Here is an 18,044-nt window from a genome sequence, read left to right on the forward strand (position 1 = left end):
TGATTCAAATTAGGTGTTTTTATTTCTCGGATGAGTTACACCTCAATCAAACAGATTTATTGTATAATTTACTCTAGAAATACTTGCGTAATTTCCTATGACAAAAATACCAGTATCTATTAGCCAATTAGCAAAATACGGACTTGATTACGTAAGCCTGATTTCAAGTAGTGCCTCCAGAAGCCGACCCGTTAAGACTGAGCAGATGGATGCTGATTTACTTTCTATTCCAGACTTGATTTTTAAAAGTGAAGTTGACTCCATAACGATTGATTTAGTCACGGCTCTGGATAAACAGTTTGACCCGAGTATACCGAACGAGGAAAAGAGCGATGAGCAACGACAAGCTGAATGGCGTGTTGAACGGGACAGGGGTATCTTAAATAAGATTCAAGAAATAGACACAAAGATTAGAACCGATGAGTATACGAAACGAGTAGTTTTACAAACTGGCTTTATCTCATTTGAGGCAAAACGTTACCTTGAGTCTGATTTTAATGAAGAGTATGAGATATACGATGCTCCGTTGTTTCAGGTTCCAGTAGCGGCTATAAACTTCAAATATACCCCTGAGGGCGTAACAGTAATTATCGACCTACCCGATAACTATGTAGAGATTCTAAACGGCCCACTAAAGAACTTCTTGCCTCAGCAGTATTTTGATAAAGTGTTCAAGTTTATAGCGGATTCAGAAGCGGAAGAGAAAACCATGCTTCCTCTTGCCGATGATTTTATTCAAGAGTTGTGGTCAGTAATCAGAGTTCAGTTAGATGGATTAGATGCTAAGTCGATATCTGAAGCCCCTAGTTTTGCAACTAGCATTGTCGCCATTACCAATAAGACAAACCACTTTCTTGCCGAAGACCTAAAGGCTATCGCTGCACTAGAAGATGAAGAGTTGCTAGAAACGTCGTTAGGTGGTTGGGTGTCTGATGAAGATATGGCGATTGAACAGGCGGTTTCTGATGATGGCAGTACAGAGATATTCTTTCCGTTTGATTATGACAAGTATCAGCTAAAAGTTTTAGGTATCACTGCAAATAAAGCAGTTATTGTAGAAGGTCCTCCAGGAACTGGAAAATCACAAACAATCTCAAACCTACTCGTGCATCTTGCAGCCACGGGCAAGCGGGTATTATTTGCGAGTCAAAAAGACCAAGCAATACGTGGAGTCAAAGATAAGCTAAAGACATTGGACGTGCCGTTTTTATATGGCTATATTCCAGACAAAACATCCAAGCTATACACAGAAGATGATGAAAAAGACAGTGCGGCAAATACACTCCTAGCTCTTAATAGAGAGTTCCAGAAAGGAAAAGTTGGCGACTTAAAAGAGCCTCTAGCGTTGCTTGCTAACCGTTCGAATATTTTTGTAGAGAACCTGAATAATGAACGTTCTATCTACGCCCTATTAGAAGAACGTAGAAGCTTGAGCTACCTTGACTCTTTTCATCCGTACGAAATTGACAGCGGGTGGTATAGCCAATGTGGTTTATTGGAAGATACCATTAGCGGGCTGGAAGCTAGTGTTAACAAATACGAAAAGACTCACGAGAAGTTTTTAAGGGCAGCAAACAAAAAGTTTGAAAATCTAGAATTGGATTATCAGGCGACTATAGACTCAATTGAAAACATCTACTCATACTTTAAGGAAAATATGCCTGAGCGGGCTGGTTGGATAGGTGGCAAAGTTAATGAAATGAAATTGCGTAATGCCCTGAAAGAACATGGCCGTACCCTTTTGCAAGAGATTTACGTAGAAGTCGAAAAGATACTATTCTCTGATAATACGAAGTCTGCTCGATTGCAGTTACTTGATAGTCTGTCGGATTACTTTGTTTATGGTAGCGAGTTACAAGCAATATCAGAAAGTCGCTCTTCGCTTAACGAATTACTATCGAGTAAAGAAATATCACCGACCACATATACCGCTCTCAAAAAGGTAATCTCTGAGAATAGCAAGGAAAAGGTATTTAACGACCTAACTAGGTATAACGAAATTACCGAACAGATAGAAGAAATGTCTTTGTATTCAGCGAATGAACTTAATCGAGAAATCAAAGATATTCGCAAGTTTTACAGAACCAATATCACAAACTATGTGCGCAATCGTATCCTGACTAGAATTGGTGAAGCGAATAATAGCAAAGATGTACGAGCTACTTTAGCTCAGGTAGCTAGAAGTCTTACAAAGAGCAAGAAAGCTAATAAAACATTCGATAGATTGAAGCACAATGAAGACAACTTCAGCGCCATGTCTAAGGTCTTGCCAATCTGGATGATGAGTCTAGACGATGTTAGTCGTATAGTGCCTCTAGAGAAGAATGCCTTTGATTATGTAATTATCGACGAAGCGTCACAGTGTAATTTTGCCTATGCGTTTCCAGCCATGTTCCGTGCCGAACATACAATTTTCTTTGGCGATACTTTGCAGATGCGTGACGACAACATTATGTTTAAGTCGAACGACCAACTCAATGCCATTGCTAAGAAGCATAAGATACCCGAGGTTTATCAAATTAAGGCCGAGGAAGACACCGTAAAATCTGTAATGGATATTGCTCATCTAAACGGCTTTATGACCACAACGCTCAAGTACCATTACCGTTCACCAAAAGAACTTATAGGGTTCTCGAACGAGTCCTTCTACGAGCCAATCGGTAGGAAGTTAGAGGCAGTGAACGACAATATAGTTCCGTATAAAGATACTGGACGTGTCCTCCTTACTCACATTGTGAAGCCAGATGACGGCGAAGAAACATCTGATAAAACTAACTTCGCCGAGATACGCAAGATTCAAGAACTGGTAGACGAGATTAAGAATGACCCCGTTCTAAAAGATAAGTCCATCGCTATCTTGACCTTCTTTAACGAGCAGGCCGAGCTGATTCGAAACGCTATAAAAGACGACGATATCAAAGTGTCTATTATTGACGGCATTCAAGGTGACGAGCGTGATATCGTAATTTATTCATTTGTTATTAAAGACCCTAGCGATAAAAAGCGTTATATCGCTCTAACTGGTGAAGGCGGCGAGATTCGCAAAGACATTGCTGCTGGTCGTGTTAACGTTGCGTTTAGCCGAGCCAGGTTACAGGTTCATACTGTTACATCATTAGCCCCTGAACTATGGCCAGAGGGTATTTGGATTAAGCGGTATCTGGAGTATGTCGAAACTAGCGGTATAGTTAACCGTCGTCATAGTAAGTCAGAGCAACAGTTTGACTCTAACTTTGAAGAAAAGATATTTAGCTATTTGGCGAAAGAGCTGGATGCTAGTGAGTACACCCTAGAAACTCAAGTTGAGTCTCTCGGATTTAAGATTGATTTAGTAGTTTGTCGTAACGGCAAGAAGCTAGCTATTGAGATGGATGGCCCTTCCCACTTTGAAGGTGGAGATGGCCAGGTATATGTAAAGGATGACTGGGACAGGCAGGGTGCTCTTGAAACAGCTGGATGGAACTTTTACCGTATCTCATACTTTGATTGGACGAAAGACCAAGAAGTTGAGCAAAAAGCACTTAGCGAATACATACAACAGTACTTTGCAGATAAGAGCACCTCGAGCAAAACGACTGTATTGAAAGAGCTTGAAAAAGAAACGGTTGCTCCAGAAGAAGCTCCTAAGGATATGTATGTAACTGACTTTTCAGATGAGCACGTGGATAATGTTAGTCCCGTTCAAGCTGCTCATGTGACTAGTAATGTGAAGCGTACTGACACCGCCAAGACTACACCCGCTAAACCAACATTCTCAATAGGAGACCGTGAGGTTAATCAGGAGGATTTTGAAAGATATCTTAGCAGCCGTCAGCAGAGTTATATTGAGATACGATACCAATCTATGCGTGCTGGGTCGGCGAAATATTGGAGAACAATACGTCTTGATGGTTACGATGGCACGTACATGTATTCCAAGCAGGATAACGCACCTTACCCGATTAAATATCGTCGTGACCGAGTAATAGAGTTCAGATAACAAGATTTAAAGGTCAAGTTTCCTTAAATCACCCCTGAGCCTAAATCAAATTAGGCATTTTTATTGTTGAGTAAAGTCTAAGTTCATATTTTGATTTACAGCGTAAGATTCGAATCATCTCCAGAGGTGATTTGCAGCATCTTTGTTATATAATGAAAAAGTCTAGATTCAACAATTAGAGTATTAAGGTCAACAAGCCTTTCGTTTGAACCGTAAATACGGCAACTCCTTGCGAAAGCAGTTAGGTTCAAACCTGATTGTTGAGTCTAGACAACCCTAGCGAGGGGTTGTCGTTTTTATTTAAGGAGATACTGCTATGACACAAGAAGAATTGAACTCGGTAACTAATGGAATCCAGAAGAATCAAGAACGTTTATCAAACGAAGCGCAGCAAGATAAAGACCGTAATCTAGAACAGCAGAAACTTGAACTACAACAACAGCAACTTAACTTGCAGCAGCAACAACAGAACACAAACCAACAACTAGTCATTGGCGGCTTAATATTGGGTGGAATCCTTGTATTATCGATAGCTGTATATCTACTAGTTAAGACGTTCAAGACTAATAAGAAGTCCTAGTACGGTATATTACGGTATAACCAAAAGCTGCTAGAAATCCGTCGATTTACAGATGTTAAGGTATGGATTTTTCGTTTTCTGCTTATGGCATGCTTACGCTATAAAGTAGTACCCTAGCAGACAGGACTTACACGACACTTTTGTGGATGCCCCACCGTACCCCACACCTAGCTATTCGATACCTAATTCTTCTTGCTGCTGCGACATCGCATAAACGACAAGCTCCGGACGTTTGTAGTACGAGGCTCGAACCACTTCAGCTTCGAATACAACCCGTTCCTTGAACAAGTGTTTGTAGCTTTCAATGGAGGCGCCATCCGCAACGGTGCATGTGAGTAGTGAAAACCTTGGGTCTAAATCATCTACCTTTATTTTCAGGACATCACCACGTGTACTCTGAAGCGATAATAGCTCGCCACTTAGTTTGATTCTGTCGCCATTATGTAGGTCTGGCAAAATCTTATCGTCTTCTGGTAAGTACTCGCCGACGTTGCGTTCTGTAATTTTCACGCCCTCGCTGGTGTTAATCGTCGGTTTTATTTCGATTGTTGATATGACGCCCTCGGTTATTGGAGCTAGAGCACGTCGGTACCGGCCACTCTCAACAATCCTTTTGAGTCTACTGATTTGCCGCGGTGATACTTTGGAATCGTTTGGTAGTTTGTTGCCATTCTTTAACTTTGCGCTCGTGCGTATTGCTCCTGTTATGTAGCCGATGATGAGACCGGCGACCGCCATGTCGACTGGATTCCTCGCAAAATAGTCGTTTACTGTTCTGTGTATTCCATGAATGTTCGAAAAAAAGGTGTTAGCGTCATTGAGAAGCTCGGGTGCCGCAATGCGCAAAAACTCAAGAAATGCCTGCACGTCAGTAAATGGTATCGGGTGAAGCGTTACCAGCGCATTAAATACTTCAATCGAGCCCTGCTGAACGCGAGTAGTCTTAATCTCGACTTCTTCGCCAAGATTGGCCGTTTCAAGAATGTCCTTAAGTAGTGAGTCAAACCCCGCAAACGACTCGCCAAGTAGCGTGAGATTCAAGCCGTCTTCAGGCCTGTACTCATAGCGGATAACAAACGACTCTTTCATAATGTTATGGCTTATTATCAATATTTTCCGAGATAATGTACAGCGTAAGCTGTTTGACGCATTATGGCACTGTTCAATTCTTGCTACTTAAGACTCTATGAGGTAAGTGATTCGCATGCTCTGGTATATTTCAGACGCCACAATCAGTTCGCGTTTTATCTGGTTCCAAGTCGTCAATAGCGTCTCTACCAGAACTTATATTTATTGACTTCTGACACTGTTTGTATACACAGAGTAGGTCAAGCAGTATTGGGTGAATCTTGTTATTATATGCATATGATCAAAGTTATAGTCGCATGGCTCAGCGTATCATTGGTTGGTGTTTTGTTGGTGGTTTTGCTGCCCGATGACTTATTGGGTAACCAGATTGTCTTTAGACTAAGTAACGAGCACGGCCCAACCTTGGCTGATAGTGTTGGCATTTTATGTATTTTAGGCGCATGGGTGTATTACTTGGCTAATCTGTGGATTCGTAGAAAAGCTCTTTTGGCTAAAAAAGCTACTTGGTGGTTGATAGGGTTTATTGTTTTGGGTGTTGTAGGATCTATAGTTGCGGCTACACAAAATGCAAATGGCTTTCTTATTGCCGTGAGTTCCATTTCACTGGTGGCGCAGATCATCCTCGGGATTTTAGCAGGGAAAGCCGATCGCTGATCCATCTAATAATAGCGAATTGTTTCTTATAAGTTTTGCAATATCTTTGTAATTATTTGTCCAAACTTCAGCATGCTCGTTTTTGTCGAGCTCTGCAAAGGTTTTGGAATCGCCCTTAAACATCATCAAACGCTCCCAGCGAAGTTTGTCAGTGCCCTTAATTTCTTTGCCAATCACAACCGGAACTGTGTAAGAAAAGTCATGAGCCTTGCCAGATTCGTCAACGTAAGTTGCGGCAAGCTCAAAGTGTGCGTCACGGCATTTAAGCGTATCCACAATTTTAAGTAATTGCTCCACTGAGATTGTTTTGTCTGTGTAGGCCATAAACGGCCCAGGAAACCCAAGTTCGTCAATGTAAAAGCTGTGATCTTCGCGAATTACTGGTTTACCAGTGAGTTTGTGCGCTTCTACTGCCATCGCGCGGGCTATTTCTTGGCTAGTTGCCGCTTGAATCTCGGCGACATCGAGTTCAAGAGGCAAAACCTCGATGCCGTATTTTTTAAAAACCAAGTTTGCGGCATCAATTTTGCCTTGATTACTGGAAAGGAGGTAGATTTTGTTCGTCATAGTAGTATCCTTTAGGGCTGTCTCCTAAATTATCACATATGTCGTAAGATCGGCCGCACCATATGTTGTAAATAATGACCTTGCTCTTACATGTTTCCGTGCCTACACTTAAAAACAATGCAAGAACTTAACGAAAACCTAATCAAAGAAATTCATGATGTTGTATTGGCGATTGAGCCGCACGACGAGATCGAAGCTTTGCAAAAATCCGAGAGCCTAGCCTGGATTAATTCTGGTGAAAACATTTTTCGTATTAAGAAACCAGACATTCCGCCTAAACATCTGGTTTCTTACTTTGTTTTAGTTGACCATGAGCATAAAAGTTTGTTACTTGTTGATCATATTAAGGCCCAGCTTTGGCTACCTAGCGGTGGTCATGTCGAACTTAACGAGCATCCAAAGGTCACTGTTGAGCGTGAGGTTAAAGAAGAGCTCGGTATAAAGGCTGTGTTTTTAAAAAACTATGATCGGCCATTTTTTATAACCGCTACTAAAACTGTTGGTTTAACGGCCGGCCACGTAGACGTGAGTTTGTGGTATTTGTTAAAAGGGAGTGTGCACGATTTTTTAAATTTCGACAAACGTGAATTTAACGATATCGAATGGTTTAGCTTTGATGAGATCTTAAAATCGGACTTGATAATTTTTGACCCAAATATGCATAGATTTACGCAAAAGCTTATAAAACATTTGGCTTGACTTGCGATTTTAAAAAGAATAAGCTTAACTTAACGACCGCCAAAAAGCGGAGCAAAACAAAAATGGAGGGTGGTATGAAAAAAGAAATATCTGTAGTTTGTGTAAGCTCAGAATCCGTGATTAACGTTTTGGTTGCATGAGCAAAATAGGCAAGCGGCTGGGACTGGTTTTAATTACAAACGTCTTAGTGCTTGTTGCGGCCGGTATGCTCGCGCCGATTTATGCGGTTTATGTGGAAAAGGTCGGCGGTGACATTTTAGATGTTGGAATTGCGGCGGCGCTTTTTGCTTTGGCGGCCGGGTTAACTTCACTGCTTGCTGGTAAGTATAGTGACAAGATTCGACACAAACAAATTTTGGTGGCAATTTGTTATTTTTTAACTGGTGTAGGGTTTTTGGGTTATATTTTTGTGCAAAATATTTGGCAACTCTTTACTCTTCAGGCGTTTATCGGGCTGGTACAGGCGGGGTATGAGCCGGCATTTGATGGGATGTACACAAAATATTTAGGCAATGCAGAGCAAGCGAGCTCTAAATGGGGTCTATGGGAAGCGGGAAATTATTTTTCCATAGCTGGCGGTGCGTTTTTGGGTGCACTTATTGTAACTTGGTTTGGGTTTAATTGGTTGTTTGTTGGTATGGCAGCACTTTGTTTTATAAGTGCATTAATTTTGGTTTTTAAAAAACGCAGTTTAAATTGAAGTTTTATCGTTAAACTACCTAGCCCTCAAGCGCGGGTCCTCCGCGCCTGCGGCTTGTGCGGATCGCTTGACTAGGCAGTTAACGCTGCTAAACTTCTACATCCTCACCCAAATGCTTTTTAAGTCGTGCGCGTATTGACCCTGGTTGTCGGCCAAGTTTTTCAGAAATGCTTGCCACACTTTTTTGCTGCTCGAACATTTTAAGTAGCTTTTCGTCATCGGCTTTGGTCCATGGTTTAAAGGCATTCTCGTAAGTTTCGCGCATTTTGGCAACTTTTTCGCCCCAGCTGACTTTGCTTTTTGTAGTTTGCTCTACCGGAGCACTTAAATCTACTGCCAGATTGGCGTGATATTCGGCGGCATCGGCCGATTTTTGTAGCAGCATCTTATCGATTTTTAGCGCCTCGGGGCTAACTTTTAAGGCCATCCGGTTAATACCTGCTAAACTTAGGGTTTCTAAGCTGCGTACGCGGCTCAAGGCGACGTAGCCCATGCCTTCAACAAATGCGCGTCGCAGATCAATTCGAGCAGCATCAAGCGTCATACCCTGGCTTTTATGGACTGTTATAGCCCAAGCTAAGCGCAGTGGTAATTGTGTAATGCTAGCACGCTTTTTGTCGCCATCGCGAAGCTCCCACGTATCTGGACTAGCGACAACAGTTTTACCGTTTTGCAGCTTGACTATTGGGTATCCGGTTAGATCCTCAAAGCTCTCAACAACACCGATACTTCCGTTGACGTAGCGTTTATCTGGACTGTTTTTAATAAACATTACTAGCGCGCCGACTTTTAAAATCAAGTTTTCCTGTGCAAGGCAGGATTTTTTTAAGGTGTCTACGTAGTTTGCTTTGCCAGTGATCAGCATTGGGAATGTACGCTCCTCTGCCGGCAACATTAAAAGTGCCGCATGGTTAATGGCATCAACGTCTTCGTTGGTGGTGTGAAGTTCGGTGACTTCGGTGCCAATTGGCGCGTCGATCCTGCCAAGTAGATTTCTGCCGTGTTTTTGCCTTAAATCGCCGGCGCGCATAGCACTTAAAATATCTAAGAGTTCGTTGTCGGTCTGGCGATGCTGCTCGCTTAAATAGCAGATTGTTGGGTTAAGGTCTTGCCATGCCTGGGAATTTACAACAAAACCACCGCGCGCGCCGCCACGATTAACTGGCGGTAGTTGAAAAAAATCACCACATAGAATTACTTGTAAGCCGCCAAATGGCTCTAAATTTTTACGAACTTTCTGCACGATCTGGTTTATTAAATCTAATCTGAAATCGTGAAGCATCGATATTTCATCGATTATTAAAATGTCAGCCTTTTTGATTGTGTCAGCACGCGTTTTTGGTAAATGGTCAAAAAACGACTTTGGGAGCTCGTCGTGAATTCCTACTCCACTCCAGGCGTGAATTGTGCTGCCGCTCAGGTGAGTTGCAGCCAAGCCCGTTGTAGCAGTGACAGCGACGGATTTTCCGTTGGCTCTAGCACGTTTGATAAATTCATTCAACACAAAAGTCTTGCCAGAACCAGCTTGGCCGGTTAGCAAAATGTTGTGTCCTGCTAGCATAATCCCCAGAGCGATATTTTGTCGCATAATCAGCAATATACCATGAAAAGGTGCTAAAAATAAAAGGAGCGGTGATCGCCGCCCCTTTGCTTTACTTGTTACTCTTTATGGCGCTTACGACTTTGCTGTCATCTTTTAGGTTTTCCCAGAACAAAACTTGTTCGCGGTTTACGTTCATTCTGTCTTCGGGGCCGTGTAACTCGCTGCCGAGTTTAGCTAAGCTTACTTGAGGTTGATCGTTTTTTGTATCGCTTGGCTGAATAGGTTGTTGGACTTGCAAATAGTAAATATCGGTAAGTTCAACGTATTTGTCGTTAACGTTTTTAAGTTTTCCAAAATAAACCTGACCGTTTGTTAAAAATAGCGCCTGATATTTATCTTTGGCAACTGCAGCGTCTGCGCCCATGTACTTCCAGACTCCAAATCCAACTAATGCAAGCAGAACTATTAAAACTACCGCAGAAAGAGCGATAACAACGCCAGCGTTCTTACCTCTCTGTGATTTTAAACTATTAGTTTGATGCGTGTTCGAAAAATCCATAAAAGCCCCCTTATCCAAAATGCTTAAGGTTATTGTAGCTTAATTTACATATTATATTCAAGGTTTAGCTATACAACGTTAATAATTTAGGCGGTGTAAATAAAGAGTGTTGCCTGGTTTTTTGAAACTTTTATAATACCGTGCAGTGCTTTAAAATTAAAAACTTTAACACCGGTATTTATGTTAATGTCGCCTTCGGTCAGAAGTGAAAAGAAGTTGGCGTGTTCTGGCAAAATATCAAATGGACCGAGCCGATTGTGTGCCGAAACCGAAATTGCTGGCCCATCATATAAAGTTTGAGTAGGCGATAAAACTTTTACGGCAAGTTCTGATTTCATTAAACTAAAATCTCTTCGATGCCTTTTAGAGTTTGCTCGCGTGTAAAAAATTCACCTTTATTGCCGGTTAGTTCTTCGGTTACAAAAAACGATTGGCTAAAAAAGTCGATTATTTTTTGCGCTCGCATATAGTCACGACGTTCATCTTGACTTAGCTCGCTCTGGCCAATAATCGCCACGATGTTTTTGAGTGATTCAAATTTTTGCATCACTGCTTGAACTTGAGTGGCGAGTACGTAGTGGCGATCGCCAACGATGTCTGGCGAAAGTAAGGATGAACTTGTGCGGACTAAGTCAACTGCAGGGCGCACACCAGTTTCTGCAACGCTGCGAGATAAAACAATTGTGGAATCTAACTGCTGAGATATTTCTTGAACTGCGGGGTCGCTGAGGTCGTCAGCAGGAATATAGATCGCCTCAACGGCTGTAATTGATCCGTTTTCGTTGGAGCTTAGGCGATCTTGCAAACGGCGTAAATCCGAGAATAGAGTAGCCTGGTAGCCGCCTTCGCTCGGCATTGCACCGAGAGACGTAGAAAGTTCACCGGCCGCTTGAACGTAACGATAAATATTGTCAATAAATACTAAAACGTCACGCTTTTCGCTGTCGCGCAGATATTCTGCAACAGCAGCGGCCGAATATCCAACCAGCGCGCGCATTGCCGATGATTCATGCATTTGCCCAAGCATCATAACTGTTTTATCTAAAATTTTGCGTTCTTTTAAGGTCAGGTAAAGCTCATGGCCCTCGCGTACGCGCTCACCGATTCCTACGAACATTGCTAGCTTATCGCTATTAGCGACGTTATGGATTAGCTCCATTGTTAAAACGGTTTTACCTACACCGGCTCCACCGATAATTCCAATCTTGCGACCTTTTACGAATGGGGCAAAAAAGTCTATGACCTTAATGCCGGTTTCAAGCAACTCGGATTTGCCAGTGGTGAGTGATGCGGATGACTGGTTGGCATAAATGTTTATAGCCTGATCAGATTCAATCGGAGCTCCACCATCTAGCGGTTGACCGAAAGCGTTTAGCATTCGTCCAAGTAAAGCTTTTGTGGCCGGAATTGTAACCGTGCCGTTCGCCGCAACTACTGTGGCGCCGCGAGTGACTTTGTTGCTGCCGGTCAGGTTAATGCAGCGCGCTGTGTGTGGGGTAGGGTAAGTGGAGATTTCTAAGACTACCTCAGGGTTGTCTGACAAAACTAAAAGTTCTTTTGGCGCAGGTTTATCGCCAACCAGTCGAACTTCACACACTAAGCCCTTGATTGAAGTTATTTGACCAACTGTCGATTTCATAATGCATTGGCCCTTTTAGCAACTTTTAACATTTCTTTTAGACGCTCATCACTTTCGCCGCGTTTAGATCTGTAAAATTCTGATTTATATTGTTTTGTTAACTCGCCAGCACGTTTTTTTGCGGCGCTCATGCTGTTAAAACGAGCGGCGTACTGCGAAAGTTTGGATTCCATTATGATCTGAATTAACGCCACGCCAAGCATAATTGACTCCATGTAATCGGCAATTTCTTTAACATTTGGCTCAAAAATATACTCCTCGCTGCTCAGAGTTTCATTGCCCTCAGTTACGTCCTCGCCCAAAAGCCGTACAGTTGAAACGAGATCGATGTGAGAGATTTTTTGCACGCGCAAAGATTCGTAAGTTTGGTAAAAAACCGATATTTTATCGTAATTATTGAGCGTTTCCAAAATGTCATTAATGTTAAAATTAAAATCACCCTTCGGCAACGCAAAAGCACCGACCACATTCGCTTTTGCGTTATGCAGTGCTTGGTTTGGTTGCATACCAATTAAAATCACATCTGTATTTGGCCTTTTATATAGGTTGTTTGTAAGCTCGTTTATAACTTGCTCGTTGATTTGGCCGCTTAATTTACTTTGTGACGCCACGGCCACGAACACGCTATCTTTCTTGGTGTGAGCGCGAGCTAGCCGTTTTTTTGGGTCAATTCGAAGTGCGCTGTATGTTTGCCAAAGTTCCGCAAAAAAGTCCTTGCTGGCAACTACGCGGTCGCGAATTTTAGAGATGTGTAAACTGGCGATACTTTCGAATACCTCTGTTAGGTCCTCAATTGTGCGAACGGTCTCAAGATCTTGCTTAATGTTTATAGATCGCCTCATACGTTTGTCTCCATTGTCGATTGACCAAGTAGTTGTTTGCAGATTGGTTCAAAATCGGCATCAGTTTTTACGTTCGGCGCAGCTTGGCGAGCTTGCAGTTTAAGTAATCCGACATTAAGTTTTAGTAGCCCCGCACTCATTAAAATAGTTTGCATTACAAGTTGCTGTTCGAGTGAACTATAGAGCTCGCTGATGGGCTGACGCAGAGCTTCTTGAATCAACGAACCAAGTTGGAGTGATTGTTTAACTTCGGGCGTGAGTTCAGATCCAAAGTGCGCAAATTCGTACGCCTGCCGATACTCAGCTAAGCGCTTAAATAGTGCGGCAGAAAGCAATTTTTGACGCTCATTTTGTGCCCGACCACCTACGCGCGAAACCGAAAGTCCTGAGTTTATAGCCGGTTTTACGTTTTGCTTAAAAGTTTCAAGGTCAAAAATGATCTGACCGTCGGTGATTGACATAATGTTGGTAGGCAAGAGCGCTGTAATGTCGTCGTTCGGCGTAACTACAACCGGTAGGGCAGTTAGGGTTTTGCTATTGCTCGCAAGCTTGCCGGCGCGCTCGAGCAGCGTGGAGTGAGCAAAAAACATGTCCCCCGGGTAACTTTCACGGCCCGGGTTATCGCCGCACAAAAGTCCTATTTCACGATAAACTTTGGCATGCGAACTAATGTCGTCATAAATAATTATCACGTCGCGACCGTTGTTCCATAAAAATTCGGCTATGGCACAGCCTACGTAAGGTGCAATGTAGGTTTGCGCAAGCGAGTCAAAAATATTGGCGATAATTACGATACTATGGTTGATCGCCCCGGTTTCATTTAAGTTTCGCAGTAGGTGGTCGATCTCAACTTGGCGTTTGCCTATCAAAACATGAACAACGATATTGTTTGTTCCTTTTTGATTATTGCTAACCTGAAGCAAAAAACTGCTTTTGCCGGTTTTCGTGTCGCCTAAAATTGCAATGCGCTGGCCCATAACAATGGGGAACAAGGAATCAACAGCGATTACCCCTGAAAAAAGCTGATCTTTTAAAAGCTCGCGCTCAATAATCCCTGGCGCTTGCCTAAAAAGTGGCCAAGTAGATTTTGTCGCAATCGAACCCTTACCATCGAGCGGTTTACCAAGCGGATTAATAACTCTTCCAATCAAGCCATCACCTACGTTAACCGAGATTTGCGCACTATTTAAAGCAACAAAACTTCCAAGCGGTGTATCTTCGCTTTCTAGGTTTAGAACCAAAACGTATTCTTCGTGAATGCTTTTGACCATACCTAACTGGCCGGATTCAAAAACTACCTGCGAATTAATACCGATGCCGTTTAAGCCTTTGACCTTTACTAAAAATCTGTCACTGCCAATTACCTGACCAGTTGTATTGCCCTTGTCGACTAGTTTTTGAAAGAAAGCATTATCAAACATTGATCAGCTCCGCAATTCTGGACTTGTTGTCGAGCAGACTTTTTTTAAACGAAAAATCATAAATTCGCGAGCCAACCTGCAATATAATGCCACCACCAATATCGGCCCTCGCTGAAAAATTAAGCAAAATATTAGGACTAACTTGCTGCCGGAACCAGCTGGTAATTTGCTGTTTCACTCCGTTTGTCGGAGGTGCCGAAAGTATTATATTGACCGTTGGAGATTTTACCAAAAAAGCTTTTAATTGCTCTTTTAAGCTCTCTAGTTCGTCGGTGCTGCTGGTTTTTACACCCATGGCGCTAAAAACTTGAGCTAACCCGGTTGGCGGCAATGGTGTTGGTGTACTGCGCGCTTTGCTGTCGCGAACACTGCTTATATAGCGGTCCAGCTCAAAAATAGCTAGGTTTATAAGATCGGGCGAATATAGTTCGGTCGGAATCGGAGCTTGAGTGTTCACGCTAAAATATCTTTCTTAATATCTTGCTTGTGTTCTTCGAGCTTTTGCAAAATTACACCAATTTGAGCATTTAAATCAACATTGCTGCCAAGCGATTCGACTATGTAGCTCGAAATCACATCATTTATTCGCGCATTTAACAGATCAACGCGCCTTTCGTGCTCGGCTATTACCTGTTTTTGAAGCTGCTCCACCATTTGTTCGCGCTGCGTGTCCAAATCTTTTTGCAGTTTGCCAAATTCAGTAATACTTTGTTCACGTAACGCCTGTAAGCTTAGCTGATACTTTTGAAACTCTGCGTTCAAAGTTGTATTGGTCATTTCTTCTACGTGTTCAGCGATCCTACTGATTGCCCCGTTGATTGCTCCCTGGATTTTTTCGGCGCCTTGCTGAGTGGATTTTTGCAGTTGCTCGATTGTTTGTTTTTCAATTTCGGCTGTGTCGATTTCGGGTAGAACTTTATCGGCGTTAACTTCTACATGGTAAACTCTGGTTGTGTTTGCAGGCTTGCCAAAGGTGGCTCGCAAAATAAAAGCAACTGCAATAAGGGCTACTACAACTAGCGCAACAATTATTGTAATTAAAAGTGAGTCCACCCAATCCCCTTATGTCGTTAATATAAAGTATATTGCAATAACCGTTAACAGTAAAATACCCAAAACAATTAAACCAATTTGCCACAAGCTTTTGTAAACGGCGTGCTCCGAAAGTGGGTTACGACCAATTGAGATAACGCTCGATTTAACTGATGAATAAAGCAAAATTGCCATAGTAATAAGTGCCACGAGCAGGATTAAAAGCGCTACAATAATTCTAACCGGCGAGACTTGACGGCCGGCAACTGTGCTTGCAAGATCGTTTAAAATTGGCGGCAAGTTGGTCTGCTCGGTCGGGGTTTGGTAAAAATTCACGCTCACCTGGACGGGAATTTTATTTATCATAACCTTTTTACGGCTACCGTCTTTTTGGGTGATTGTTTGTTCGACCGCTCCGTCCGTCGAAAAGTTGGATTGCGCAGTTCCTAAAATAATGTTGCTCTCAAGCGTTTTCATGCCAACGCCGCGGATTGGCGATGTTGTGATTTTATCTCCTGTCTGAATTGTTCCGCTCATATCGCTAACCAAAGCGTAAGTTACGCCACTAGTCACCACCTGCACCTGCACCTGTTTGTTGTCGCTATCGAGCTCAAGTAAAGGGCGATCATCTAAAACGCCAACCAACTTTTGTGTGTTTGTTGGGTCGGCCAAGGTTACGGTATCGGCAGTATTGGTCAAGCTCATCAAGGCGCCAGGTGCTAGGTTCGTGTCGCTGGTTTGGAATCCGCGGGCTATTGCCGTATTGGATTGCGCATGTAACAAATTAGAAAACAGAGACAAAGCAATTAAAGCTACGCCTAACAGGGGTAAAACATATCTTTTAAAAATTACCAAACCATTAACCCTTACTGCTAATGATTATATCTTTTTAAAAAATAAAATACAGTTGATTAATTTACGTCAATTAACTTATGAACCCTAGCATTCTCTAAGCGTGGGGTATCGTAAAATTCTGTCGGTTTTTGACCATTTGCAATAATTTGCAACATTCTGCCAACATTCATGTGGCACACGATGAGAATGTTTTTGTGTTTTGCTTGCGGTAAAATATCTTTTAAAAAATGATTAAGCCGAGCATGCAAATGTTCTAATGATTCTATACCTTTTACAGTTTCGGTCTCGGGGAAGTTTCCGTTCATTCGTGGATTTTTGGCGTAGCTTTTGTTCTCGAGTTCGCCTAAGGCGCGCTCTGTTAAATCTGGATCAATAATAATCGCCGAATCTGGGTAACCAATTTGGTTGGCAATAATTTTTGCTGTGTCCTTGGCGCGCTCAAGCGGTGAGCAAACAATAAGGCCAATGTTTAAATCTTTAATCAGATTACTGGCATGTTCAGACTGGTGTTGGCCTACTGAAGTTAGTTTCGACTCCTGCTTGCCAGTTACAACTTTATTAGCATTGCTTTGACTTTGGCCGTGGCGCATATAATAAATAGTCATGAATCAATTGTACACCTGTTACTGATAATGCGTTTAAATGGTATAATAAGTAAAAACTAAGAGGTTATTTATGGCTGGCCACTCAAAATGGGCACAAATTAAACGACAAAAAGCAATAACCGACAACAAGCGCGGTGCGGCTTTTACAAAACTAGGCAACACAATTGCCGTTGCGGCGCGTGGTGGTGCTGATCCTGATATGAACTTTACGTTGCGGCTTGCTATAGATAAAGCTCGTGCGGCTAACATGCCGGCGGCCAATATTCAGCGATCGATTGATCGTGGGTCGGGCAAACTTGGCGGCGCAGCCATTCAAGAAGTTATCTACGAAGGTTATGGCCCAGGAGGCACCGCGATAATTGTTGAATGTGCCAGCGACAACTTAAACCGAACTTTGCCCGAAGTTAAGTTGGCGTTTAGTAAAAATGGCGGGAACATGGCCGAAAAAGGCGCTGTAGCTTTTCAGTTTGAACGCAAAGGTATGATTACGGTAAAAGGCAGTGGCGATGATCTGACGATGCAAGCAATTGAAGCCGGCGCCGAAGACATTGTCGAAGAAGGCGACGAGTCTATCATTTACACCGACCCCAAAGAGCTGGGCAAAGTGCGAGACGCGCTAATTGGCGCGGGAGTTCGGGTGGTGGAAGCCGAGCTTACATTTAAGCCGATCAATACGGTAAAAATTGAGCAAGAGGAAACCGCGAATAAGGTCATGAAACTGCTTGATGCATTAGAAGACCTAGAAGATGTTACCGCAACTCACGTTAACTTTGAACTAGAATAATGCGAATTTTGGGGGTAGACCCGGGAACTGGAATAATGGGCTTTGGGGTTGTCGAGGGCAAGCTCAAACATAAAATGATTGATGCGGGCGTAATTCGTACGGCAGTTCATCAGCCAGAGCCAGAGCGGCTCGAGATTATTTTTGATTCGTTAAACGAGATTGTGGAGCTTACAAAGCCTGATGTGGTTTCGGTGGAAAAACTGTTTTTTGCGCGCAATGTAACTACCGCCATGACAGTCGCACAGGCGAGGGGAGTGGTTTTGCTTGTAGCGCAAAAGCAAAAACTGCCGGTTTTTGAATATACCCCGATGCAAATTAAACTTTCGTTAACTGGTTACGGTAAAGCTGATAAAAAACAAGTTCAAGAGATGGTTCGCTTGCTACTCAACTTAAAAGTTGTGCCAAAGCCAGATGACGCCGCAGATGCTTTGGCGGCTGCACTAACGCATATGTCGGCGTCGCGTTAATACATTTGTCGTGCGACCAGTCTGCGATA

General features: G+C 42.8%; 19 protein-coding genes. 7 read left to right on the forward strand and 12 right to left on the reverse strand.

The window, feature by feature from the left end; all coding sequences use genetic code 11:
• Positions 1–97 precede the first annotated feature (97 nt).
• Together VLA77_01315 and VLA77_01320 are read left to right on the forward strand one after the other, a co-directional pair.
• A complete protein-coding gene (locus VLA77_01315) occupies positions 98–3,979 on the forward strand; it encodes an AAA domain-containing protein (GenBank protein ID HSE29206.1) in 3,882 nt (1,293 codons plus the stop codon).
• Between the two features lie 316 nt (positions 3,980–4,295).
• Positions 4,296–4,559: a hypothetical protein gene (locus VLA77_01320; GenBank protein HSE29207.1), complete on the forward strand. Its 264-nt coding sequence runs from the start codon at positions 4,296–4,298 to the stop codon at positions 4,557–4,559.
• Positions 4,560–4,730: 171 nt separating this feature from the next.
• On the opposite strand, the gene VLA77_01325 is transcribed toward VLA77_01320, so the two are convergent.
• A complete protein-coding gene (locus tag VLA77_01325; protein HSE29208.1) occupies positions 4,731–5,648 on the reverse strand; it encodes a hypothetical protein in 918 nt (305 codons plus the stop codon).
• 276 nt (positions 5,649–5,924) lie between these two features.
• Here VLA77_01325 and VLA77_01330 point away from each other — a divergent pair, with 276 nt between their 5' ends.
• On the forward strand, positions 5,925–6,302 hold the full coding sequence (locus VLA77_01330; GenBank protein ID HSE29209.1) for a hypothetical protein: 378 nt from the start codon (positions 5,925–5,927) through the stop codon (positions 6,300–6,302).
• Here the strand turns inward: VLA77_01330 and VLA77_01335 are convergent.
• The gene (locus tag VLA77_01335) at positions 6,279–6,869 is read right to left on the reverse strand and encodes a non-canonical purine NTP pyrophosphatase (GenBank protein ID HSE29210.1); all 591 of its coding nucleotides are present in this window, start codon (positions 6,867–6,869) and stop codon (positions 6,279–6,281) included. The two genes, VLA77_01330 and VLA77_01335, sit on opposite strands and share 24 nt — an antisense overlap.
• A gap of 117 nt (positions 6,870–6,986) precedes the next feature.
• Here VLA77_01335 and VLA77_01340 point away from each other — a divergent pair, with 117 nt between their 5' ends.
• Complete coding sequence (locus VLA77_01340; GenBank protein ID HSE29211.1) at positions 6,987–7,568, forward strand: NUDIX domain-containing protein; 582 nt, start codon at positions 6,987–6,989, stop codon at positions 7,566–7,568.
• A gap of 136 nt (positions 7,569–7,704) precedes the next feature.
• The gene (locus VLA77_01345) at positions 7,705–8,268 is read left to right on the forward strand and encodes an MFS transporter (GenBank protein HSE29212.1); all 564 of its coding nucleotides are present in this window, start codon (positions 7,705–7,707) and stop codon (positions 8,266–8,268) included.
• An 88-nt stretch (positions 8,269–8,356) separates the two neighbouring features.
• On the opposite strand, the gene VLA77_01350 is transcribed toward VLA77_01345, so the two are convergent.
• The 10 genes from VLA77_01350 to VLA77_01395 form a co-directional block, all read right to left on the reverse strand.
• A complete protein-coding gene (locus VLA77_01350; protein ID HSE29213.1) occupies positions 8,357–9,856 on the reverse strand; it encodes a PIF1 family DEAD/DEAH box helicase in 1,500 nt (499 codons plus the stop codon).
• Positions 9,857–9,920: 64 nt separating this feature from the next.
• Complete coding sequence (locus VLA77_01355) at positions 9,921–10,370, reverse strand: hypothetical protein (protein HSE29214.1); 450 nt, start codon at positions 10,368–10,370, stop codon at positions 9,921–9,923.
• Between the two features lie 86 nt (positions 10,371–10,456).
• On the reverse strand, positions 10,457–10,708 hold the full coding sequence (locus VLA77_01360) for a hypothetical protein (protein HSE29215.1): 252 nt from the start codon (positions 10,706–10,708) through the stop codon (positions 10,457–10,459).
• A complete protein-coding gene (locus VLA77_01365) occupies positions 10,708–12,009 on the reverse strand; it encodes a F0F1 ATP synthase subunit beta (protein ID HSE29216.1) in 1,302 nt (433 codons plus the stop codon). The genes VLA77_01360 and VLA77_01365 overlap by 1 nt, the downstream gene beginning before the upstream one ends.
• The gene (locus tag VLA77_01370; protein HSE29217.1) at positions 12,006–12,851 is read right to left on the reverse strand and encodes a F0F1 ATP synthase subunit gamma; all 846 of its coding nucleotides are present in this window, start codon (positions 12,849–12,851) and stop codon (positions 12,006–12,008) included. Before VLA77_01370 ends, VLA77_01365 begins: the two co-directional genes overlap by 4 nt.
• Positions 12,848–14,272: a sodium-transporting two-sector ATPase gene (locus VLA77_01375; protein ID HSE29218.1), complete on the reverse strand. Its 1,425-nt coding sequence runs from the start codon at positions 14,270–14,272 to the stop codon at positions 12,848–12,850. Before VLA77_01375 ends, VLA77_01370 begins: the two co-directional genes overlap by 4 nt.
• Positions 14,265–14,729: a F0F1 ATP synthase subunit delta gene (locus VLA77_01380; GenBank protein HSE29219.1), complete on the reverse strand. Its 465-nt coding sequence runs from the start codon at positions 14,727–14,729 to the stop codon at positions 14,265–14,267. The genes VLA77_01375 and VLA77_01380 overlap by 8 nt, the downstream gene beginning before the upstream one ends.
• Complete coding sequence (locus VLA77_01385; GenBank protein ID HSE29220.1) at positions 14,726–15,325, reverse strand: hypothetical protein; 600 nt, start codon at positions 15,323–15,325, stop codon at positions 14,726–14,728. The genes VLA77_01380 and VLA77_01385 overlap by 4 nt, the downstream gene beginning before the upstream one ends.
• 9 nt (positions 15,326–15,334) lie before the next feature.
• On the reverse strand, positions 15,335–16,159 hold the full coding sequence (locus tag VLA77_01390) for a hypothetical protein (GenBank protein ID HSE29221.1): 825 nt from the start codon (positions 16,157–16,159) through the stop codon (positions 15,335–15,337).
• 56 nt (positions 16,160–16,215) lie between these two features.
• The gene (locus VLA77_01395; GenBank protein HSE29222.1) at positions 16,216–16,764 is read right to left on the reverse strand and encodes a histidine phosphatase family protein; all 549 of its coding nucleotides are present in this window, start codon (positions 16,762–16,764) and stop codon (positions 16,216–16,218) included.
• Between the two features lie 70 nt (positions 16,765–16,834).
• Between VLA77_01395 and VLA77_01400 the strand changes: the two genes are divergently transcribed.
• Both VLA77_01400 and ruvC read left to right on the forward strand, forming a co-directional pair.
• Positions 16,835–17,548: a YebC/PmpR family DNA-binding transcriptional regulator gene (locus tag VLA77_01400; GenBank protein ID HSE29223.1), complete on the forward strand. Its 714-nt coding sequence runs from the start codon at positions 16,835–16,837 to the stop codon at positions 17,546–17,548.
• Positions 17,548–18,015 carry a crossover junction endodeoxyribonuclease RuvC gene (ruvC, locus tag VLA77_01405; protein HSE29224.1) on the forward strand — a complete coding sequence of 156 codons (468 nt, stop codon included), beginning with the start codon at positions 17,548–17,550 and terminating at the stop codon, positions 18,013–18,015. The genes VLA77_01400 and ruvC overlap by 1 nt, the downstream gene beginning before the upstream one ends.
• The last annotated feature ends 29 nt before the right edge of the window (positions 18,016–18,044 follow it).

This window comes from Candidatus Saccharimonadales bacterium (genome assembly GCA_035457485.1).
In the GTDB taxonomy this organism is placed as follows: Bacteria; Patescibacteriota; Saccharimonadia; order Saccharimonadales; family EFPC-124; genus DATIBO01.

Excerpts from the sequence above, each read along its gene's own strand:
- VLA77_01315 (HSE29206.1), top strand. The coding sequence starts at position 98 with ATGACAAAAATACCAGTATCTATTAGCCAATTAGCAAAATACGGACTT.
- VLA77_01320 (HSE29207.1), top strand. The coding sequence starts at position 4,296 with ATGACACAAGAAGAATTGAACTCGGTAACTAATGGAATCCAGAAGAAT.
- VLA77_01325 (HSE29208.1), bottom strand. The coding sequence starts at position 5,648 with ATGAAAGAGTCGTTTGTTATCCGCTATGAGTACAGGCCTGAAGACGGC.
- VLA77_01330 (HSE29209.1), top strand. The coding sequence starts at position 5,925 with ATGATCAAAGTTATAGTCGCATGGCTCAGCGTATCATTGGTTGGTGTT.
- VLA77_01335 (HSE29210.1), bottom strand. The coding sequence starts at position 6,869 with ATGACGAACAAAATCTACCTCCTTTCCAGTAATCAAGGCAAAATTGAT.
- VLA77_01340 (HSE29211.1), top strand. The coding sequence starts at position 6,987 with ATGCAAGAACTTAACGAAAACCTAATCAAAGAAATTCATGATGTTGTA.
- VLA77_01345 (HSE29212.1), top strand. The coding sequence starts at position 7,705 with ATGAGCAAAATAGGCAAGCGGCTGGGACTGGTTTTAATTACAAACGTC.
- VLA77_01350 (HSE29213.1), bottom strand. The coding sequence starts at position 9,856 with ATGCGACAAAATATCGCTCTGGGGATTATGCTAGCAGGACACAACATT.
- VLA77_01355 (HSE29214.1), bottom strand. The coding sequence starts at position 10,370 with ATGGATTTTTCGAACACGCATCAAACTAATAGTTTAAAATCACAGAGA.
- VLA77_01360 (HSE29215.1), bottom strand. The coding sequence starts at position 10,708 with ATGAAATCAGAACTTGCCGTAAAAGTTTTATCGCCTACTCAAACTTTA.
- VLA77_01365 (HSE29216.1), bottom strand. The coding sequence starts at position 12,009 with ATGAAATCGACAGTTGGTCAAATAACTTCAATCAAGGGCTTAGTGTGT.
- VLA77_01370 (HSE29217.1), bottom strand. The coding sequence starts at position 12,851 with ATGAGGCGATCTATAAACATTAAGCAAGATCTTGAGACCGTTCGCACA.
- VLA77_01375 (HSE29218.1), bottom strand. The coding sequence starts at position 14,272 with ATGTTTGATAATGCTTTCTTTCAAAAACTAGTCGACAAGGGCAATACA.
- VLA77_01395 (HSE29222.1), bottom strand. The coding sequence starts at position 16,764 with ATGACTATTTATTATATGCGCCACGGCCAAAGTCAAAGCAATGCTAAT.
- VLA77_01400 (HSE29223.1), top strand. The coding sequence starts at position 16,835 with ATGGCTGGCCACTCAAAATGGGCACAAATTAAACGACAAAAAGCAATA.
- ruvC (HSE29224.1), top strand. The coding sequence starts at position 17,548 with ATGCGAATTTTGGGGGTAGACCCGGGAACTGGAATAATGGGCTTTGGG.